General features: G+C 62.9%; 4 protein-coding genes and 1 pseudogene. 3 read left to right on the top strand and 2 right to left on the bottom strand.

Annotated elements, in window-relative coordinates:
* Positions 1-41: 41 nt before the first annotated feature.
* Both APH28_RS25515 and APH28_RS25510 read left to right on the top strand, forming a co-directional pair.
* Positions 42-8,105: pseudogene (locus tag APH28_RS25515) on the top strand (immunoglobulin-like domain-containing protein); the annotation flags it as partial.
* Between the two features lie 157 nt (positions 8,106-8,262).
* Positions 8,263-8,604, top strand: a complete 342-nt coding sequence (locus APH28_RS25510; RefSeq protein WP_060513220.1) for a hypothetical protein — start codon at positions 8,263-8,265, stop codon at positions 8,602-8,604.
* A gap of 149 nt (positions 8,605-8,753) precedes the next feature.
* Here APH28_RS25510 and APH28_RS25505 read toward each other — a convergent pair whose 3' ends face one another.
* Positions 8,754-10,130 carry an HlyD family type I secretion periplasmic adaptor subunit gene (locus APH28_RS25505; RefSeq protein ID WP_060513219.1) on the bottom strand — a complete coding sequence of 459 codons (1,377 nt, stop codon included), beginning with the start codon at positions 10,128-10,130 and terminating at the stop codon, positions 8,754-8,756.
* Entirely contained in the window at positions 10,120-12,276 is a 2,157-nt protein-coding gene (locus APH28_RS25500) for a type I secretion system permease/ATPase (RefSeq protein WP_060513218.1), read from the bottom strand. The genes APH28_RS25505 and APH28_RS25500 overlap by 11 nt, the downstream gene beginning before the upstream one ends.
* 509 nt (positions 12,277-12,785) lie before the next feature.
* On the opposite strand from APH28_RS25500, the gene APH28_RS25495 reads away from it, so the two are divergent.
* On the top strand, positions 12,786-23,850 hold an 11,065-nt coding region (locus tag APH28_RS25495; protein ID WP_060513217.1), incomplete at its 3' end, for a retention module-containing protein.

The following is a 23,850-nucleotide window of genomic DNA, read 5'->3' as shown; positions in this document are numbered from 1 at the left end:
CCATCCCGGTCAACGCCAGCTCCGGCTCGGTCGACTTCGTTGCACCGAACAACGTGTACAACACCAACACCCCAGTGACCAACAGCATCACCGGTGTGACCGGTGGCAACTACGAGAAGCTGGAAACCGCAGGTACGCCAAGCACCGTAGTGACCGATGACCCAGCGAAACTGGACAACACCGGCCTGACCCTGACCGCCACTGGCACCGTCCAGGAAGGCGGCGAGATCGTTTACACCGCCAAGCTGACTAACCCGGCTGGCACCGAAATGAAGGTCACCCTGAGCAATGGTGAAACCATCACCATCGCTAAGGGCCTCAGCGAAGGCAGCGTCACCGTCCCTGCACCGGCCAACACCGTGTACGTCGATGCCGGTGAAGTCAAAGTCACCGTCACCGGCACCACCGGCGGCGACTTCGAGAATCTGGAAGTCAACCCTGCCCCAGCCGTGACTGGCGTGACCGACTCGATCGACACCTCGACCGTGACGCTGACCGCAACTGCCTCGGCTGTCGAAGGCGGCGTGATCACCTACACCGCCTCGGTTACTGCGCCGGTAACCGGTGCTCCGCTGGTGATTACTCTGGCCAACGGCCAGACCATCACCATCCCGGTCAATTCCAGCTCCGGTTCGGTCGACTTCGTAGCACCGAACAACGTCTATAACACCAACACCCCGGTGACCAACAGCATCACCGGCGTCACTGGTGGCAACTACGAGAAGCTGGAAACCGCAGGTACGCCAAGCACCGTGGTCACCGATGATCCAGCGAAACTGGACAACACCGGTTTGAGCCTGACCGCCACTGGCACCGTCCAGGAAGGCGGCGAGATCGTTTACACCGCCAAGCTGACCAATCCTGCTGGCAGCGAGATGAAGGTCACCCTGAGCAATGGTGAAACCATCACCATCGCTAAGGGCCTCAGCGAAGGCAGCGTCACCGTCCCTGCACCGGCCAACACCGTGTACGTCGATGCCGGTGAAGTCAAAGTAAGTGTCACCGGCACTACCGGTGGCGACTTCGAACACCTGGAAGTCAGCCCAAATGCTGCCGTCACCTCGGTGACCGACAGCATCGACACCAGCACCGTGACCCTGACTGCCACGCCGAGCGTGACCGAGGGCGGCGTAATCACTTACACCGCTTCTGTCACTGCGCCGGTCACCGGTGCTCCGCTGGTGATCACTCTGACTAACGGCCAGACCATCACCATCCCGGTCAATTCCAGCTCCGGTTCGGTCGACTTCGTTGCACCGAACAACGTCTATAACACCAACACCCCGGTGACCAATAGCATCACCGGCGTCACTGGTGGCAACTACGAGAAGCTGGAAACCGCAGGTACGCCAAGCACCGTAGTGACCGATGACCCAGCGAAACTGGACAACACCGGCCTGACCTTGTCTGCCACCGGCTCTGTCCAGGAAGGCGGCGAAATCGTTTACACCGCCAAGCTGACGAATCCGGCTGGCACCGAGATGAAAGTCACCCTCAGCAATGGTGAAACCATCACCATCGCCAAGGGCCAGACCGAAGGCAGCGTTACTGTTCCTGCACCGGCCAACACGGTTTACGTGGATGCTGGTGAAGTCAAAGTGAGCGTCACCAGCACCACCGGTGGTGACTTCGAGCACCTGACCGTCAGCCCGAACGAAGCCGTGACATCGGTCACCGACTCGATCGATACCTCGACCGTGACCCTGACTGCCACGCCGAGCGTGACCGAGGGCGGCGTAATCACTTACACCGCTTCTGTCACTGCGCCGGTCACCGGTGCTCCTCTAGTGATCACTCTGGCGAACGGCCAGACCATCACCATCCCGGTCAATTCCAGCTCCGGCTCGGTCGACTTCGTTGCACCGAACAACGTCTACAACACCAACACCCCGGTGACCAACAGCATCACCGGTGTCACCGGTGGCAACTACGAGAAGCTGGAATCCGCAGGTACGCCAAGCACCGTGGTCACCGATGACCCGGCGAAGCTGGACAACACCGGCCTGACCCTGACCGCCACTGACACGGTCCAGGAAGGCGGCCAGATCACCTACACCGCCAAGCTGACCAACCCGGCTGGCAGCGAAATGAAGGTGACCCTGAGCAACGGCGCGGTAATCACCATCGCCAAGGGTCTGAGCGAAGGTTCGATCACGGTCGACGCGCCGAAGAACACCGTCTACGTCGATGCCGGTGAAGTCAAAGTAAGTGTCACCGGCACCACGGGCGGCGACTTCGAACACCTGACCGTCAGCCCGAACGAAGCCGTGACCTCGGTCACCGACTCGATCGACACCTCGACCGTGACCCTGACGGCGACCGCTTCGGCCGTCGAAAGCGGCGTGATCACCTACACCGCGAGCGTTACCGCTCCGGTCACGGGTGCGCCGCTGGTGATTACTCTGGCAAACGGCCAGACCATCACCATCCCGGTCAACGCCAGCTCCGGCTCGGTCGACTTCGTTGCACCGAACAACGTGTACAACACCAACACCCCGGTGACCAACAGCATCACCGGTGTCACCGGCGGTAACTACGAGAAACTGGTCTCCAGCGGCACGACCACCACCGTGGTCACCGACAACCCGAACAAACTGGATACCACCGGGCTCAGCCTGAGCGCCACCGGCACCGTCCAGGAAGGCGGCCAGATCACCTATACCGCCAAGCTGACCAACCCGGCCGGCACAGAAATGAAAGTGACTCTGAGCAACGGCGCGGTGATTACCATCGCCAAAGGCCTCAGCGAAGGCACCATCACCGTCGATGCGCCGAAGAATACCGTCTATGTGGACGCCGGCAGCGTCAGCGCGACCATCACTGGCGCCACTGGCGGTGACTTCGAGAAGCTGGCCATCAGCGCGACCCCGGCCGTGACATCGGTCACCGACACCATCGACACCAGCACCGTGACCCTCAGCGCCACGCCATCGGCTGTGGAAGGCGGCGTGATCACCTACACCGCCACGGTCACCGCGCCGGTCACCGAGAAACCGCTGGTGATTACCCTGGCCAACGGCCAAAGCATCACCATCGGCATCAACGAGACCAGCGGCTCGGTCAACTACACCGCGCCGAACAACGTCTACGCCACTAACCCGACGCTGACCAACAGCATCACCGGCGTCACCGGCGGCAACTACGAGAAGCTGGTCACTGCCGGTAACCCGAGCACCACGATCACCGACAACCCGAACAACCTGGACACCACCAACGTCAGCCTGAGCGCGACCGGTACCGTCCAGGAAGGCGGCCAGATCACCTACACCGTCAAGCTGAGCAACCCGGCCGGCAGCGCCATGACCATCAACCTGAGCAACGGCTCGGTGGTCACCATCGCCAAAGGGCTGAGCGAAGGCACCGTCACCGTCGACGCGCCAAAAAACACCGTGTACGTGGATGCCGGCAACGTAAGCGCGACCATCACCGGCACCACCGGTGGTGATTTCGAAAAACTGGCCGTCAGCCCGACACCGGCGGTCACAGCCGTGATCGACACCATCGACACCAGCACCGTGACGCTGACCGCCACCCCGAACGTGACCGAGGGCGGCGTGATTACCTACACCGCTACCGTCACTTCGCCGGTGACCGAGCACCCGCTGGTGATCAGCCTGGCCAACGGCCAGACCATCACCATCGGCATCAACGAAACCAGCGGTTCGGTCAACTACACCGCGCCGAACAACGTCTACAACACCAATGCGCCACTGACCAACAGCATCACCAACGTCAGCGGTGGCAACTACGAGAAGCTGGTCACCACCGGAACCCCGAGCACCACAGTGACCGATGGCCCGAACACCAAGGACACCACCGGCCTGAGCCTGACCGCAACGCCGACTGTCGCCGAAGGTGGCCAGATCACCTACACCGCCAAGCTGACCAATCCGGCCGGCAGCGAAATGAAGATCACCCTGAGCAACGGTGAAGTCATCACCATCGGCAAGGGCTTGAGCGAAGGCAGTGTGACCATCAACGCGCCAGCCGATGATCCGTACATCGATGCCAGCACGCTGAAGGTCAATATCACGGGCTCCACCGGTGGCGACTTCGAGCAGCTGATCACCGACGGTGCGTTCATCGAGACCAAGGTCACCGATACCATCGACAACACCGGCCTGAGCCTCAGCGCCACCCAGACCGTTGCCGAAGGTGGCCAGATCGTCTACACCGCCACCTTGACCAACAAGGCCGACACCGCGATGACGGTGACCTTGAGCAACGGTGCGGTGATCCAGATCGACGCTGGCAAGAGCTCCGGCACCGTCACTGTCGCCGCCCCGGCCAATGACGTGTACATCAGTGCGAGCAACGTCTCGGCGACCATCACCGGCACCACCGGTGGCAACTTCGAGCAGCTGACCGTCAGCGACAAGGCCGCGGTCACCGCCGTGACCGACACCATCCAGACCACTACCCTGAGCATCAACGGCACTGCCGCGGTGGCCGAGGGCGGCTTGGCCACCTACACCCTGACGCTGACCAACCCGGCGCAGACCGATGTGACCGTGAAGCTGGCCTACAGTGGCACCGCCACCAACGGTGCCGACTACACCGGCGTGGCCACCGTGGTGATCAAGGCCAACAGCTCCACGGCCACCTTCACCATCCCGACCCTCCAGGACAACGTCACCGAAGGCACCGAGCAGTTCACCGTCAAGATCGACTCGGCCACCGGCGGCAACTTCGAGAACCTGGCCATCAGCAGCACTGCCGGCAGCGCCACCACGGTAATCTACGAGCCGGCCCCGGTGCTGGACCTGGACGCCAACAACTCCAGCGGCAAGACCGGCGCCGACTACCAGACCACCTTCACCGAAGGACAGGCCGGCAGCGGCGTGTCGATCGGCGATGTCGACGTGACCATCACCGACTACGACAGCTCGATGCTGACCGGCGCCACTGTCACCCTGACCAACCGTCAGCCGGGCGATGCGCTGAACCTGGGCAACAGCGTCAACGGCATCACCATCAACGCCAACAGCACCGAAGGCAAGGTGGTACTGACCCTGAGCGGCAACGCGTCGCTGGCCGACTACATCCAGGCGATCAAGAACATCACCTTCATCAACACCAGCCATGACCCGAGCACCACGCCGCGGATCATCACGGTGACGGTGACCGATGGGGTCAACACCTCGAACACCGCGACCACCACGGTCAACGTGGTTGCCGTGAACGATGCGCCGACCACCACCGGCGGCGCGGTCACCGGCACTGAGGACACCGACCTGGTGCTGGCCTGGAGCGACTTCAACGTCAGCGACGTGGATTCCCCAGTCAGCAGCCTGGGCGTCACCATCAACAGCCTGCCGGGTGCCGGCAAACTGCAGTTGCTGGTCGGCTCGACCTGGACCGACGTCAAGGCCGGCCAGACCATCAGCCAGGCCGACATCGCCGCCGGCAAGCTCAAGTTCGTACCGGGCACCAACGAGTCGGGCATCGACGGCTACGGCGGCACCGGCGTGGGCAACAAGCAAGCCGACTACGCGCAGATCAAGTACACGCCTACCGACGGCAAGGATGCGGGCAGCCAGGCCACGCTGAAGGTCGACATCAAGCCGGTCGCCGACGCCCCGTCGCTGAGCATCGGCAACAACAGCGTCAACTCGCTGGGCCTGACCAAGGAAACCTGGGCCAGCCTCACCGGCCTGGGCACCAACGGCAACGGCATCACCGGTGACGCGCTGAAGAACGTATTCGCCAACTCGGGCAAGGCAGGCAAGACCGAAACCGTGACCACGGTCGACACCAATGCCAGCATCACCGCAGGCTCGGGCTCGAAGACTTCCGGCCTTATCTACCTGGAAGCCGGCAAAACCTACACCTTCAGCGGCACCGCCGACGACAGCCTGCAAATTGTCATCGGCGGCAAGAACGTCGCTGGCGCCATCTGGGCCAATTCCAGCGGTGCGATCTCCGGCAGCTTCACACCGACCACCAGCGGCTACTACACCCTGGAAATCTACAGCGCCAACCAGGCCGGCCCGGGCAGCCTGGACGTCAATATCCAGGTGGACAAAGGCGCGGTCACCGACCTCAACAGCGCCAACATCCCGATGTACCCGAACGTCAGCGCGCTGGCGAATGCCGGCGTCACCGTGTCCGACCTGCATGGCAGCAACGGCACCGGTTACTACGACGGTTACAAGCTCAATGAAGGCGGCGAGAACGGTGCGCCGATCAAGCTGGTCAGCATCAACACCGCGCTGACCGACACCGACGGCTCGGAATCGCTGAGCGTCAAACTCTCGGGCATTCCGGCAGGCTCGGTGCTGGCCGACAGCGCTGGCCACACCATCACCGTGGGCAGCGGCGCGGTCGACGTCACCGGCTGGAACCTGGGCAGCCTGACCATCAAGCCACCGGCCTACTATCAGGGCCAGTTCGATGTGAAGGTCAGCTCGACCTCGAGCGAAAGCTTCGGCGGCAGCACCGCCACCACCGAAGGCACCATCAAGGTCACGGTCTACCCACAGGCCTACACCACCAGCAACCTGTCGTCCGACAGCGACACCATCAGCGGTACCGATGGCAACGACATCATCGTCTCGGACGTCAACGGCCTGCACGTGGTGCCGGGGCAGAACTACAACATCGCCTTCATCGTCGATACCTCGGGCTCGATGGGCTCGTCGGGCGTGAGCGCGGCGAAGAGCTCGCTGGAATCGGTGTTCAAGACCCTGGCCGCCAGCGTCAAAGGCGCCCAGTCGGGCGTGGTCAATATCCTTCTGGTGGACTTCGCCACTCAGGTCAAGAGCACGGTCTCGGTGACCCTCAACGACGCGGGCCTGAAAACGCTGCTTGCGGCGCTCAATACCCTGTCGTCCGGCGGCGGTACCAACTACGAAGACGCCTTCAAGACCACCGCCAACTGGTTCGAGACGCTCAAGGCGGCGGGCAGCACCGGCAGCAACCAGACATTCTTCATTACCGACGGCCAGCCGACCTACTACCAGACCAACGAGAAGACCAACCCGACCCTGGGCAACTCCGGCGTCACCATGGACGACTACCTCGCCTCGATCAATTACAAGGCGGGCATGACGGTCAATGCCTACATCAACAACACCAACTACATCAGCATCGACAGCAGCGGCAACCTGCAGGTGCAGAGCTACAGCAAAGGCAGCTGGTCGTACAGCACCTCCGGCCAGTTGCATGCCGAAGGCAACGGCGGCTACGAGCTGTCGTCGCTGGCGGGTACCGGCAACTCCACCAACACCGCCACCAGTACCAACTCGGCCGACAGCTTCAAGATCCTCTCGGGCCTGTCCGACGTCGAGGCGATCGGCCTGAACAACGGGGTCAATGCCAACGATCTGAAGCCATACGACACCGACGGCAAGCCGCAGACCAACATCGACCCGAGCAAGCTCGCCGATGCCATCCTCGGCCACACCGAAGCCACCCTGCCGGGCAACGACACTGTTAACGGCGGCGACGGTAACGACATCATCTTCGGCGACCTGGTGACGTTCCCGTCCATCGCTGGCACCGGTGTCGAGGCCATCCAAGCCTATGTCGCCGGCAAGACCGGGGTCGATGTCGGTGACGTGGATGCGCGGGCGATGCACAAGTATGTCAGTGAGCACTACACCGAGTTCGACATCTCGGGGGCCAACGACGGTGCCGATACACTGCTGGGCGGCGCAGGCAATGACATCATCTTCGGCCAGGGTGGCAACGACTACCTCGATGGCGGCAAGGGCAATGACATCCTGCTCGGCGGCAGCGGCAACGACACCCTGATCGGTGGGCAGGGCGATGACATCCTGATCGGCGGTAGCGGTGCCGACCTGTTCGTGTGGAAAGCCGGTGACATCGGCAACGACGTGATCAAGGACTTCAAGGCCAGCGAGGGTGACCGCCTCGACCTGCACGACTTGCTGCAGGGCGAGACCGCCAGCACCATCGACAACTACCTGAAGATCGCCACCGCGGCAGACGGCACCTCGACCTTGCAGGTCAGCTCCGACGGCAAGTTCAACGCTGGTGGCAGCGCCGACGTGACCATCAAGCTCGAAGGCGTAAACTGGTCGAACACCACGATCAACGCGTTGATCAGCGGTGCCGACCCGACCATCAAGGTCGATCACTGATCCCCTTCCTGCGGTGGCCAGCCCTGGCCACCGCAGGGGCGGCCTTCCCTGACACCCTCACGCAGCGCATACTCACGCGCCAGGTTCACCTGCCCGGTGAACTTTGCCTATGCTGCGGATTACCAACTAAGGAACCATCGTGACGAGGGACGACGCCATGTTCTACGTGCAACGCGACGCCGACGGCCAGTTGCTGCGGGTAGAAGCTGCCCCCTATGCCGAATTCACGGAAATGCTCCCGGCCGACCATGCCGACATCCTCGAATGGTTTGCCGACGACGTGGTCGAGACGAGCCTGCGACAGCTCAAGCAGAGCGACCTGGACATGATCCGCGTGCTGGAGGACCTGATCGACGTGCTGACCACCAAGGGCGTGATCAGCATCACCGACCTGCCCGCTGGCGCCCAGGCCAAGCTGCTCAACCGCTCCACCGCGCGCAAGGCGCTGGGCAGCTTGAACAACCTGATCGAGGAAGATGAAGACACTGGGTTGATCTGAGCCGCATCCTGCCTGCACGATCCTTGTAGGAGCGGGCTTGCCCCGCGAACACCGGCGAAGCCGGTGCCCTATATTTCGCTGGATGGCACCGGCTTCGCCGGTGTTCGCGGGGCAAGCCCGCTCCTACAGGGCCCTCACCCGTCAAACCCTCAGCGCTCGCGCAGGGCCTCGGTGCGAGCCTTGATGATTGGTTTGAGCAGGTAGCTCATGATGGTCTTCTTGCCGGTCTTGATGTCCACCGTGGCAACCATCCCGGGGATGATCTGCAGCGGCTTGGCGTCGCTGCCCAGGTGGCTCTTCTCGGTGCGCAGGCGGATCGGGTAGTAGGTGGTCTTCTTGTCTTCGTCGGTGATGGTGTCAGCACCGATCTGCTCCAGCTTGGCCTCAAGGCCGCCGTAGATGGTGTAGTCGTAGGCGGTGAACTTGACCATGGCCTCTTGCCCCGGGTGCAGGAAGGCGATGTCCTTGGGCAGGATCTTCGCCTCGATCACCAAGGTATCGTCCAGCGGCACGATCTCGATGATGTCGCTGCCCGGCTGGATCACCCCGCCGATCGTGTTCACCAGCAGTTGCTTGACGATGCCGCGCACCGGTGAAGTGACCAGTGTGCGGTTGACCCGATCATCCAGCGCCTTGGTGGTAGCGGTAGCCTTGTTCAGGTCAGTGCGCGCCTCGTTAAGCTGGGTCAGGGCGTCACTGCGGAACTTGCCGCGGGTTTCCTCGATTTTGCTTTGCACTTCCTTCACCGCCGCCTCGGCGCGCGGGATAGCCAGTTCGGTGGCGCTCAGCTCGCCACGGGTTTCCACTTCAGAGCGGCGCAGGCGCAGGATCTCGACCTGGGAAACCGCCCCCCTGGCCACCAGCGGCTCGGACATGCCGATCTCCTGGTTCAGCAACTGCAGGCTGCTGGCGTACTGGGCACGCTTGGAGTTGAACTCACGCAGCTCCTGCTGCTTCTGCACCAGTTGCTGCTGGAGGCCATTGACCTCGTCAGCCAACTGCTGACGTCGGCTGGCGAACAGCGACTCTTCGCTAGACGCCTGGCTGGGCGCGGCCTCGCGCAGCTTGTCGTCAATTTTCAGCGGGGTGCCTTCGACCTCGGCGCTCAGGCGCTCGACGCGCAAGGCCATGGCCACGCGCTCGGCCTCGGTTTCGCCCTTGTTCGAGATAAAGCGGGTTTCGTCCAGGCGCAGCAGCGGCTGGCCGACCTCCACCACCTCCCCTTCCTTGGCGAAGATCTCGGCGACGATGCCGCCTTCGAGGTTCTGCACCTTCTGCACTTTGGACGAGGGAATGGCCTTGCCCTCGCCACGGGTGACTTCGTCGATGGGCGCGAAACAGGCCCAGACGATGAGGAACAGGAAGAACGCGATCACACCCCAGATGGTCAGGCGCACGACGCGCGGGGCGTCTTCGATGAGCGCTTTGTTGACCTCTGGCAGCGGCTGCCCGTGCAGCGAGTCGGAGCCCTTGAAATAGCGGCGCAGGCTGTCCTTGAACTGACCGATATCGAGCTTATGCAACACTGATCTGCCCCTTCTTCAGTGCATCCATGACGGCGGCTTTCGGGCCATCGGCAACCACTTGGCCGCGGTCGATGACGATCAACCGGTCGACCAGCGTCAGCAGCGAGGCCCGGTGGGTCACCAGCAACACGGTCTTGCTCTCGATCACCGCCTGCAGGCGCTGCTTGAGGCGCTCTTCGCCGGTATTGTCCATGGCCGCAGTGGGCTCGTCGAGCAGCAGAATCTGTGGGTTGAGCAGCAGCGCACGGGCCAGGGCAACGTTCTGCCGCTGACCGCCGGAGAGGTTCTGGCCACGCTCGCCCACCTGCAGCTCGTAGCCATCGGGGTGCAGGCGGGCAAACTCGTGCACGCCGGCCAATTCAGCGGCTTGCAGGATCAGCTCGTCCTCGATGTAACGGGCCCCACTGACCAGATTGTCGCGCAGGGTACCGGCCAGCAGCTGGATATCCTGCGGCACATAGCCGACGTTGTGGCGTAGCTCGCTGACGTCGATCTGGCGGATGTCCACGCCGTCCACCAACAGCGAGCCGTTGTCCGCCTCGTACAGCCCGACGATCAGCTTGGCCAGCGAACTCTTGCCCGAGCCGCTGCGGCCAATGATGCCGACTTTCTCACCCGGGCGGATGTTCAGGCTGATGTTCTTCAGGGCCATGTTCTGCTGGTTCGGGTAAGTAAAATCGACCCCGCGGAACTCGATCGCGCCCTGCAGCACCTGGCGGCTGAGCGGCCGCTCTTCGAAGTTGCGCTCCTGCGGCAGCTCCATCATCTGGTTGGTAGAAACCATGGTCACCTTGGCCTGTTGATAACGCGCCAGCAGCCCGTTCAACTGCCCGAGGGGGCCGAGGGCACGACCACTGAGCATGTAGCAGGCCACCAAGCCGCCCATGCTCAGGTTGCCGTCGATGATCTGATACACGCCGACGCAAATCATCGCCACACCGGCCATCTGCTGGATCATCAAGGTGATGTTCATGGCCAGGCCCGACAGCACCTTCACCCGCAACTCGAGGCGGCTGAGGGTGCCAAGGGTCTGCTCCCAGCGGTACTGGCGCTCGCTTTCAGCGTTGTTGACCTTGACTGCATCCAGCCCAGCGAGGGTTTCGATCAGGCTCGACTGGCGCTCGGAAGCCAGTGCCATGGTCCGCTCCATGGTCGCCATTAGGGGTTTTTGCAGGGCGTAGCCAATGCCCAGCGCCAACGGGAAGGCGAGCACCGGGATCCACACCAGGTGCCCGCCGACGATGGCGATGACCATGAGAATGATCAGGGTGAACGGCAGGTCGATCAGGCTGGTCAGGGTCAAAGAGGCGAGGAAGTCGCGCAGCCCCTGGAATTCGTGAATGTTCTGGGCAAAGCTGCCGACCCGCGCCGGGCGGTACTTCATCGACATGCCGACGATGCGCTCGAACAGCGTGGCCGAGATGATCAGGTCGGTCTTCTTGCCGGCCAGGTCCAGGCACAGGCTGCGCAGGCCCTTGAGGATCAGGTCGAACAGGTAGGCACCGGTAATGCCCACCGCCAGCACCCACAGGGTCGAGGTGGCCTGGTTGGGCACCACGCGGTCATAGACGTTCATCACGAACAGCGGCGCGGCCAGGGCAATCAGGTTGATCACCAGGCTGGCGGCGATAGCATCCATGTACAGCCACTTACTGCGCAGCAGGGTGTCTCGGAACCACGACTTCGCACGCGGAATCAGGTTGCCATGGTTGACGTCGTACTTGTGCTGCGGCTGGGCGAAGAACACCTTGCCGCTGTAGTCCTCGACCAGCGCCTCGCGGCTGACCAGCACCTCGCCGCCGTCGCTCTCGCTGAGCAGCAGACGTGCGGTGTCGGCGTTTTCCCACCCAAGCAGCACTGCGGCGCGGCCTTCCTTGAGCAGCAGCATGGCCGGCATGGCGATGCTCGGGATCTGCTCCAGCTTGCGCTGCAACAGGCGCCCCTGCAGCCCGGCGCGGGCGGCGGCGCGGGGCAGCAGCTCGGCGTTCAGGCGCTGGGCCGGCAAGGGTAAGCCGGTGGTCAGCATCACCCGACTGGCGGGTTTCTGATGCAGCACACAGAGGGTCAGCAGGCAATCCAGCAGCGGATCGTCATGCTGACTACGCGGGTCGTGACTGAGCTGGGCTCGACGGACTTCGGATTCCACGTGGCGCTCTCTTCCTTGCGGTAATTGGGACAGGCACCCATCAACAATGGCCCAGTGTTCTTTCAAGCAGACAATAGCGCTGCTGAATATTTTCAATTCGCTAAGACTTTCTGCCTATAGCCGACAAGCGAACAGCGATACTCAAAGACTAACGCGAGATGAGCTACACGCAAGCCATAAGTTCTACAACGCTTTTAGCACGCCTGCGAAACCCAGAAACGACGGGACCTACGGGTAATATCGCCGGCTCAAGACAGACAACACCTATACAACTAATACGAAAGTAAGAATTGGCAAGCGGCTATTTAACGATATGACTTTAGATTGGCCGCCGCTCGTAAATCAGCGCAGAAAGTCAATATTTCGACTGTCCTAGAACGCGCAAGCATTCCATGCGCGAAAGTTTGACGGGCCTATAAATAGAGGCACTTTCACATCATTCCACAACCCACCGGTTTCGAGCGCCGAACGGGCATGGAAGGCACTGGTCGAGTCATTTGGAGAAACCCATGAGCACCGTAGTCGCCATCGTCAAAAGCATTGTTGGCCAAGTCATCGCCGTATCGCCGGAAGGCATACGCCGCGTGCTCATCGAAGGAGACCGCCTGTTCGCAGGCGAGCAGGTACTGACCGGTGTCGGAGGTGCCGTCACGCTGCAACTGACCGACGGCCGCTATGTAGATCTGGGCCGCGACAGCCAATGGAGCGCCAGCGCGGCCGACCACAGCACCGACATGAGCATGGCCACCGCACAGACGGCACCGTCAGTAGAGCAACTGCAACAGGCGATCCAGGCGGGTGTCGACCCGACCACGGCGCTGGAAGCTACCGCCGCCGGCCCGGCCTCCTCGGGCGGCAGTGGCGGCGGTGCGCTGGGTGGTGGGCACAGTTTCGTTCTGCTTGAGGAAACAGCTGCCCGGGTCGACCCGAACATCGGCTTCCAGACCGGGCCGCTGAATTTCAGCGAAAGCCTTAACTTCGATTTCGCCGCCGGGCCGCAGAGTGCCGCCACTGCGGCGGTCGCCGACCTGGCTACGGCCGTGGCGCTTAGCGCTACGCCGTCGATCAGCGAGGCCGGTGGCAGCATCGTCTACGTCGCCACGGTCGGCCAGGCGCCGCTCAGCGCGCTGACCGTAACCTTGTCCAATGGTGCGGTGATCGTGATCGCCGCCGGGCAGACCAGTGGCTCGGTGAGCGTGCCGGTCACGCCGGGCAGCACCGTGTATGCCGATGACCGTCACATCTCGACCAGCATCACCGGCACCAGCGGCGGCGGTATCCAGGTCGCCATCGACGGGACCCCGGCCGACACCCGCGTAGTCGGTGCCGTCGATACCACCACCGCCACCCTCAGCGCCAGCCCGAGCGTGACAGAGGGCGGCGTAATCACCTACACCGTGACCCTGAGTAACCCGGCCCAGTCGCCTGTCACGGTCACCCTGTCCAACGGCCAGGTCATCAGCATCGGCGCAGGTCAGAGCAGCGCCAGCGTGGTGCTGCAGACGGCCAACGATGTGTACGAGGGCGCGACCACCCTCAGCACCCACATCCTCTCCGCCACCGGTGGCAACTTCGAACACCTGGAAGCCAACCCGGCTCCGGCTCTGACCGTGGTCAGCGATTCGGCCGATATCACCACCGTCACCCTGACTGCCACGCCCTCCGTGGCCGAAGGCGGCGTCATTGTCTACACCGCCAGCCTCTCGGCGGCGGTTACCGGTACACCGGTGGTGGTGACCCTGAGCAACGGCCAGACCATCACAGTGGCGGTCGGCCAGAGCAGCGGCACGGTTAGCGTGCCGGTCGGCAACGATGTTTATCTGAGCCAGGGACAAGGCCAGGTCAGTACGAGCATCTCCGGGGTTTCCGGGGGTAACTTCGAGAATCTGGTCGCCAACTCCCAGCCTGCCAGCACGACTATCAATGATATCCAGGACGTTACCACTGTCAGCCTTTGCGCGAGCCCGAGCGTGGCCGAGGGCGGCCAGATCGTCTACACGGCGACCCTCAGCAACCCGGGCGAGACTGCCGTCACCGTTACCCTGAGCAATGGCCAGACCATCACCATCGCGGCTAACCAGACCTCGGGCAGCGTCAGTGTGGCCGCACCTGCCGATGACCACTATGCCCAGGCCAGCCTGGTCAGCGCCCGTATTACCAATGCCACGGGTGGCAACTTCGAAAGCCTGGCGGTCAACGGCACGCCCGCGGTGACGTCGATCACCGATACTGTCGACACCACGACCGTGTCCCTGACTGCCACGCCGTCTGTGGCCGAGGGCGGAACCATCGTCTACACCGCCACTGTCAACGCGCCAGTCACAGGCTCACCCGTGGTGGTGACCTTGGCCAACGGGCAAAGCATCACCATTGCCGTCGGGCAAAGCTCAGGTACCACCACGGCGGCCGTCAGCAATGATGTCTATAAAGGCCATGCGCCAATCAGCAACAGCATCACCGGTGTCAGCGGCGGCAATTACGAGCAGCTGGTGGCCAACCCGGCGCCGGTCAGCACCACGGTGACCGATGTCCAGGACACTACTACCGTCACCTTGACCGCCACACCGTCGGTGGCCGAGGGCGGCAGCATCGTCTACACAGCCAGCGTCGCGGCGCCGGTCACCGGCAGCCCGGTCGTGGTCAACCTCGCCAACGGCCAGACCATCACCATCCCGGTCGGGCAGAGCTCGGGGACTGCCACCGGTGCCGTGAGCAACGATGTCTATCAGGGCCATGCACCGGTTACCAACAACATCACCAGCGTCAGCGGCGGCAACTACGAGAACCTGGTCGCTAGTGCCGCCACGGTCAGCACCACGGTCACGGATGTTCAGGACACCACCACCGTCACCCTGACCGCCACGCCTTCCGTGGCCGAGGGCGGGACCATCACTTACACGGCCATTGTGGGCGCGCCGGTTACTGGCAGCCCAGTCGTGGTGACCCTGGCCAACGGCCAGACCATCACTATCCCCGTTGGCCAGAGCTCCGGCACCGCCAGCGCCGCCGTCAGTAACGACGTCTACCAAGGCCATGCCGCCGTCACCAACAACATCACCAGCGTCAGCGGCGGCAATTACGAAAACCTGATGGCCAACAGCACCCCAGTCAGTACTACCGTGAGCGATGTGACGGACACCACCACGGTGTCGCTGTCGGCAACGCCGAGCGTGGCCGAGGGCGGTCAGATCGTCTACACCGCGACCCTGACCAATGCCGCACAGTCGCCAGTCACCGTGACCCTGAGCAATGGCCAGACCATCACCATCGCCGCCAACCAGACCACAGGTAGCGTCGCGGTCGCCACGCATGGTGATAACCCGTATCTCGATGCCGGCCAGGTCAGTGCGCGCATTACTGCTGCCTCGGGGGGCAACTTCGAGAATCTGGCAGTCAACAGCACGCCTGCGGTGACCAATGTCACTGATACCGTCGACACGTCGACCGTTAGCTTGACTGCCACGCCGTCGGTGGCTGAAGGCGGCACCATCGTCTACACCGCCACGGTCAACGCACCAGTTACAGGCTCAGCAGTGGTGGTGACCCTGGCCAACGGCCAGAGCATCACCATCCCGGTCGGCCAAAGCTCCGGGACCGCCACGGCGGCGGTCAGCAATGACGTTTATCAAGGCCATCCTGCCGTCAGCAATAGCATCAGCAATGTTTCGGGCGGCAATTATGAAAACCTGGTCGCGGACAATAGCCAGGTCAGCACCAGCGTCACGGATGTACAGGACATCACCACCGTCACCCTCACCGCCACACCAAGCGTGTCCGAAGCCGGCACCATCATTTACACGGCCAGCATAGGAGCGCCAGTTACCGGTAGTCCGGTCGTGGTCAGCCTGACCAATGGCCAGACCATCACCATTCCGGTCGGCCAGAGCTCCGGCACCGCCACAGCTGCCGTCAGCAACGACGTCTACCAGGGCCACGCTGCCGTCACCAACAGCATCAGCAATGTGACCGGCGGCAGCTACGAGAATCTGGTTGCCGATCAAACACCAGTCAGGACCAGCATCACCGACGTGCAGGACACCACCACGGTCTCGCTGTCGGCCACCCAGACCGTCGCCGAAGGCGGGCAGATCGTCTACACCGCGACCCTGACTAACGCCGCTCAGTCGCCGGTCACCGTGACCTTGAGCAATGGCCAGACCATCACCATCGCTGCCAACCAAACCACAGGCAGCATCGCTGTCGCCACGCAGGGTGATAACCCGTACCTCGATGCCGGCCAAGTCAGCGCGAAGATCACCAGTGCTGCGGGGGGCAACTTCGAGAATCTGGAGGTGGACAGCACACCGGCAGTGACCAACGTCACCGATACCGTCGATACTTCGACCGTTAGCCTGACGGCCACGCCATCTGTAGCCGAAGGCGGCACGATCGTTTACACCGCCACGGTCAACGCGCCCGTGACCGGCTCAGCAGTGGTGGTGACCCTGGCCAACGGCCAGAGCATTACCATCCCAGTCGGCCAAAGCTCGGGGACCGCCACGGCTGTCGTTAGCAACGACGTGTACCAGGGCCACCCTGCCGTCACCAACAGCATTCACAACGTATCCGGCGGCAACTACGAAAACCTGGTTGCCGACAAATCCCAGGTCAGCACCAGCGTCACCGATGTAACGGACACCACCACTGTCACCTTGACCGCAACGCCTTCCGTGGCCGAGGGCGGGACCATCACCTACACAGCCAGTGTGGGCGCCCCCGTCACTGGCAGCCCGGTGGTGGTGACCCTGGCCAACGGTCAGAACATCACCATCCCGGTCGGGCAAAGTTCTGGCACTGCTATCGGTGCCGTCAGTAACGACGTTTACCAAGGCCACGCACCCATTACCAACAACATCACCGCTATCAGCGGTGGTAACTACGAAAACTTGGTCGCCGATCAGACACCAGTCAGCACCAGCGTCACCGACGTGCAAGACACCACCACGGTGTCGCTGTCGGCAACGCCGAGCGTGGCCGAAGGTGGCCAGATCGTTTACACCGCGACCCTCACCAATGCCGCTCAGTCTCCGGTAACCGTGACCCTGAGCAATGGCCAGACCATCACCATCGCGGCCAACCAGACCTCCGGCAGCGTCGCGGTTGCCACGCATGGTGATAACCCGTACATCGACGCCGCCCAGGTCAGTGCGCGCATTACTGATGTAACGGGGGGCAACTTCGAGGACCTGGCAGTCAACAGTACGCCTGCGGTGACCAGTGTCACTGATACCGTCGACACGTCGACCGTCAGCTTGACCGCCACGCCGTCGGTGGCCGAAGGCGGGACGATCGTCTACACCGCCACAGTGACCGCACCGGTTACCGGCTCTGCCGTGGTCGTTACCTTGGCCAACTGGCAGACCATCACCATCCCAGTCGGGCAAAGTTCGGGGACCGCCACGGCTACGGTCAGCAACGACGTCTATCAAGGTCATCCTGCCGTCAGCAACAGCATCAGCAATGTTTCTGGCGGAAATTATGAGAACCTCGTGGCGAACAAAGCGGTGGTCAGCACCAGTGTCACCGATGTGCAAGACACCACCACGGTCACTCTGACCGCCACACCGTCCGTGGCCGAAGGCGGGACAGTCGTCTACACCGCCACGGTGACCGCACCGGTTACTGGCTCTGCCGTGGTCGTGACCCTAGCCAACGGGCAGACCATAACCATCCCAGTCGGGCAAAGTTCGGGGACCGCCACAGCTACGGTCTCAAACGACGTCTATCAAGGCCATCCGGCCGTCACCAACAGCATCTCCAACGTAAGCGGCGGTAATTACGAGAACTTGGTCGCGGACAAGTCCCAGATCAGCACCAGCGTGACCGATGTAACGGACACCACCACTGTCACTCTGACCGCAACGCCTTCCGTGGTCGAGGGCGGCACCATCACCTACACAGCGAGTGTGGGCGCCCCAGTCACTGGCAGCCCGGTAGTGGTCAGCCTGGCCAACGGCCAGACCATCACTATCGCCGTCGGGCAAAGCTCCGGCACGGCTACCGCTGCCGTGAGCAACGACGTCTACCAAGGCCACGCGGCCGTCACCAACAGCATCACCACGGTTACAGGCGGCGATTACGAAAACCTGGTTGCCAATCAGGCACCTGTCAGCACCAGTGTCACCGACGTGCAGGACACCACTACGGTCTCGCTGTCGGCCACCCCGACAGTGGCCGAGGGCGGCCAGATCGTCTACACCGCAACCCTGACCAATTCAGCGCAGTCGCCAGTCACCGTTACCCTGAGCAATGGCCAGACCATCACCATCGCCGCCAACCAGACCACAGGCAGCGTCGCAGTAGCCACCCACGGCGATAACCCGTACCTCGATGCCGACCAGGTCAGCGCAAAGATCACCAGTGCTTCGGGGGGCAACTTCGAAAATCTGGCGGTCAACAGCACACCGGCCGTGACCGCTGTCACCGATACCGTCGACACCTCGACCGTCAGCCTGACCGCTACGCCATCGGTGGCCGAAGGCGGCACGATCATCTACACCGCCACGGTCAACGCGCCAGTTACAGGCTCAGCAGTGGTGGTAACCCTGGCCAACGGCCAGAGCATCACCATACCGGTCGGCCAAAGCTCCGGCACCGCCACAGCTGTCGTTAGCAACGACGTGTACCAGAGCCACGCGGCCGTCACCAACAACATCACCAGCGTCAGTGGTGGAAACTACGAAAACCTAGTCGCCAATCAGGCGCCGGTCAGCACCAGCGTCACCGACGTGCAGGACACCACCACAGTCTCGCTGTCGGCCACCCAGACCGTCGCCGAGGGCGGGCAGATCGTCTACACCGCGACCCTGACCAATGCCGCTCAGTTTCCAGTCACTGTGACCCTGAGCAATGGGCAGACCATCACCATCGCCGCGAACCAGACCACAGGCAGCGTCGCGGTTGCCACGCATGGTGATAACCCGTACATCGATGCCGGCCAGGTCAGCGCGCGCATTACTAGCGCCTTGGGTGGGAATTTCGAGAACCTGGCGGTCAACAACGAGCCTGCGGTGACCACCGTCACCGATACCGTCGACACTTCGACCGTCAGCTTGACTGCCACGCCGTCGGTGGCCGAGGGCGGCACCATCGTCTACACCGCCACGGTGACTGCCCCGGTCACCGGCTCAGCCGTGGTCGTGACCCTGGCCAATGGACAGAGCATCACCATCCCAGTCGGTCAGAGTTCCGGCACGGCTACCACTGCAGTTTCCAACGACGTCTATCAGGGCCACCCTGCCGTCACCAACAGCATTAGCAACGTATCCGGCGGCAACTACGAAAACCTGGTCGCCGACAAAGCCCAGGTCAGCACCAGCGTGACCGATGTAACGGACACCACCATTGTCACCTTGACCGCAACGCCATCCGTGGCTGAAGGCGGCACCATCACCTACACGGCCAGTGTCGGCGCCCCCGTCACTGGCAATCCGGTGGTAATCAGCCTAGCCAACGGCCAAGCCATCACCATCCCAGTCGGACAAAGCTCTGGCACTGTCACCAGCGCCGTCAGTAACGATGTCTATCAAGGCCACGCACCGATTACTAACAACATCACCGCTGTCAGCGGTGGTAACTACGAAAACCTGGTTGCCAACAGCACCCCAGTCAGCACCACCGTGACCGATGTGACGGACACCACTACCGTCACCCTCACCGCCACACCATCCGTGGCCGAGGGAGGGACCATCATCTACACCGCCACCGTCGGCGCACCGGTTACCGGCAGCGCGGTAGTGGTGAGCCTGGCCAATGGTCAGACCATCACCATCCCGGTCGGCCAAAGCTCCGGCACCGCCACAGCTGACGTTAGCAACGACGTGTACCAGGGCCACCCTGCCGTCACCAACAGCATCAGCAACGTATCCGGCGGCAACTACGAAAACCTGGTTGCCGATCAGTCTCAGGTCAGCACCAGCGTTACCGATGTGACGGATACCTCCACCGTCACCCTGACCGCCACGCCCTCGGTGGCCGAAGGCGGCACCATCACCTATACCGCCAGCGTAGGGGCGCCAGTCACTGGCAGCCCGGTGGTAGTCAGCCTGGCTAACGGTCAGTCCATCACCATCGCGGTTGGCCAGAGCTCCGGTACCGCCACTGCTGTCGTTAGCAACGACGTCTATCAAGGCCATGCGCCGGTCACCAACAACATCACGGCGGTCAGCGGCGGCAATTACGAAAGCCTGGTGGCCAATACCGCCACCGTCAGCACCACCGTGACCGATGTGCAAGAAACCACCACCGTCACCCTGACGGCCACGCCTTCCGTGGCCGAGGGTGGCACCATCCTCTACACCGCCAGCGTGGATGCGCCGGTCACCGGCAGCCCGGTGGTGGTCAGCCTGGCCAACGGCCAGACCATCACTATCCCGGTTGGCCAAAGCTCCGGCACCGCCACTGGCGCCGCGAACAACGACGTCTATCAAGGCCACGCGGCCGTCACCAACAGCATCAGCAACGTATCCGGCGGCAACTACGAAAACCTGGTCGCCAATCAGACACCGGTCAGCACTAGCGTCAGCGACGTGCAGGACACCACCACGGTCTCGTTGTCGGCCACCCAGACCGTGGCCGAGGGCGGGCAGATCGTCTACACCGCGACCCTGACCAATGCCGCTCAGTCTCCAGTCACCGTGACCTTGAGCAATGGCCAGACCATCACCGTCGCCGCGAACCAGACCACAGGCAGCGTCGCGGTCGCCACGCATGGTGATAACCCGTACATCGATGCCGGCCAAGTCAGCGCGCGCATTACCGGCGCCTCAGGCGGTAACTTCGAGAACCTGGCGGTCAACAGCACACCTGCAGTGACTACCGTTACCGATACCGTCGACACCTCGACCGTAAGCCTGACCGCCACGCCATCGGTGGCCGAAGGCGGCACCATCGTGTATACCGCGTCGGTGACCGCACCGGTAACAGGCTCAGCCGTGGTGGTGACCCTGGCCAACGGGCAGACAATCACCATACCGGTCGGGCAAAGTTCGGGGACCGCCACGGCAGCCGTCAGCAACGACGTCTATCAAGGCCATCCGGCCGTCAGCAATAGCATCAGCAGTGTTTCTGGCGGCAATTATGAAAACCTGGTCGCGGATAAGAGCCAGGTCAGCACCAGCGTCACCGATGTAGCGGACACCACCATTGTCACCTTGACCGCGACGCCTTCCGTGGCCGAAGGCGGCACCATCATCTACACCGCAAGCGTAGGGGCTCCCGTCACCGGCAGCCCGGTCTTGGTCAGCCTGACCAATGGGCAGACCATAACGATTGCCGTCGGGCAAAGCGCCGGTACGGTCACAGGTGCCGTCAGCAACGACGTCTATCAGGGGCACGCGCCGATTACCAACGCCATCAGTAACGTGTCGGGTGGCAACTACGAGAACCTGGTCGCAGACACGTCCCAGGTTAGCACCAGCGTGACCGATGTGACGGACACCACCACCGTCACCCTCACCGCCACACCATCCGTGGCCGAAGGGGGGACCATCATCTACACCGCCACGGTGGGCGCGCCGGTCACCGATAGCCCGGTAGTGGTCAGCCTAACCAATGGGCAGACCATCACTATTCCGGTCGGCCAGAGTTCCGGGACCGCCACCGGCGCGGTGTCCAACGACGTTTATCAGGGCCACGCACCGGTTACCAACAGCATCAGCAACGTGTCTGGTGGCAACTACGAAAACCTGGTCGCCGACAAGACTCAGGTGAGTACCAACGTGACGGATGTCACCGACACCACCACGGTGACCCTGACGGCCACGCCTTCAGTGGCCGAAGTTGGCTCCATCACCTACACGGCCAGCGTCGGCGCGCCCGTCACCGGCAGCCCGGTGGTGGTGAGCCTGGCCAATGGGCAGACCATCACCATCCCGGTCGGCCAGAGCTCCGGCACCGCCACCGGTGTCGTGAGCAACGACGTCTACCAAGGCCATGCCCCGGTCACCAACAGCATCACCGCCGTCAGTGGTGGCAACTACGAAAACCTGGTGGCCAACAGCGCCACGGTCAGCACCAGCGTCACCGACGTGCAAGACACCACCACGGTCACGCTGACGGCCACGCCGAGCGTGACCGAGGGCGGTACGATCATCTACACCGCGACGGTTGGCGCGCCGGTTACCGGTAGCCCGGTCGTGGTCAGCCTGGCCAACGGCCAGACCATCACTATCCCGGTTGGCCAGAGCTCCGGCAGCGCCACCGGTGCCGCGAGCAACGATGTCTATCAGAGCCATGCACCGGTCACCAACAACATCACCAGCGTCAGCGGCGGCAACTACGAGAACCTGGTCGCCAATCAGACACCAGTCAGCACCAGCGTCACCGATGTGCAGGACACCACTACGGTCTCGCTGTCGTCCACCCAGACCGTCGCCGAGGGCGGTCAGATCGTCTACACCGCGACCCTGACCAATGCTGCTCAGTCTCCTGTCACTGTGACCTTGAGCAATGGCCAGACCATCACCATCGCCGCCAACCAGACCTCAGGCAGCGTCGCGGTCGCCACACATGGTGATAACCCGTACCTCGACGCTGGCCAAGTCAGTGCGCGCATTACCGACGCCTCGGGCGGTAATTTCGAGAATCTGGCGGTCAACAGCACACCGGCGGTGACCACCGTCACCGATACCGTCGACACCTCGACCGTAAGCCTGACCGCTACGCCGTCGATCGCTGAAGGCGGCACCATCGTGTACACCGCGTCGGTGACAGCACCGGTCACCGGTTCTGCCGTCGTGGTAACGCTCGCCAACGGCCAGAGCATCACAATCCCGGTCGGCCAAAGTTCCGGCACCGCCACAGCCGCCGTCAGCAACGACGTCTACCAGGGCCACCCTGCCGTCACCAACAGCATCAGCAACGTATCCGGCGGCAACTACGAGAACCTCGTCGCAGACAAGACCCAAGTCAGCACCAGCGTGACGGACGTGACCGACACCACCACCGTCACTCTGACCGCCACGCCATCCGTGGCCGAGGGCGGCACCATCACTTATACGGCCAGCGTAGGGGCGCCAGTCACCGGTAGCCCGGTTGTGGTCAGCCTGGCCAACGGCCAGACCATCACCATCCCGGTAGGCCAGAGCTCCGGCACCGCCACTGGTGCCGCGAGCAACGATGTCTATCAGAGCCATGCACCGGTCACCAACAACATCACCAGCGTCAGCGGCGGCAACTATGAAAACCTGGTTGCCAATCAGACACCGGTCAGCACCAGCGTCACCGATGTGCAGGACACCACTACGGTCTCGCTGTCGGCCACCCAGACCGTCGCCGAGGGCGGCCAGATCGTCTATACCGCAACCCTGACCAATGCCGCTCAATCGCCGGTCACCGTAACCTTGAGCAATGGCCAGAGCATCACCATCGCGGCCAACCAGACCTCCGGCAGCGTCGCGGTTGCCGCGCATGGTGATAACCCGTACATCGATGCCGGACAAGTCAGCGCGCGCATTACTGGTGCCTCGGGGGGCAACTTCGAGAACCTGGCAGTCAACAGTACGCCAGCGGTGACCAGTGTCACTGATACCGTCGACACCTCGACCGTCAGCCTGACCGCCACGCCATCGGTGG

It is taken from the genome of Pseudomonas sp. NBRC 111124, assembly GCF_001320245.1.
GTDB lineage: Bacteria > Pseudomonadota > Gammaproteobacteria > Pseudomonadales > Pseudomonadaceae > Aquipseudomonas.
Note: the sequence above shows the minus strand (reverse complement) of the source record. Positions and strands in the feature narration are given on the sequence as shown.

Excerpts from the sequence above, each read along its gene's own strand:
- APH28_RS25510 (WP_060513220.1), top strand. The coding sequence starts at position 8,263 with ATGTTCTACGTGCAACGCGACGCCGACGGCCAGTTGCTGCGGGTAGAA.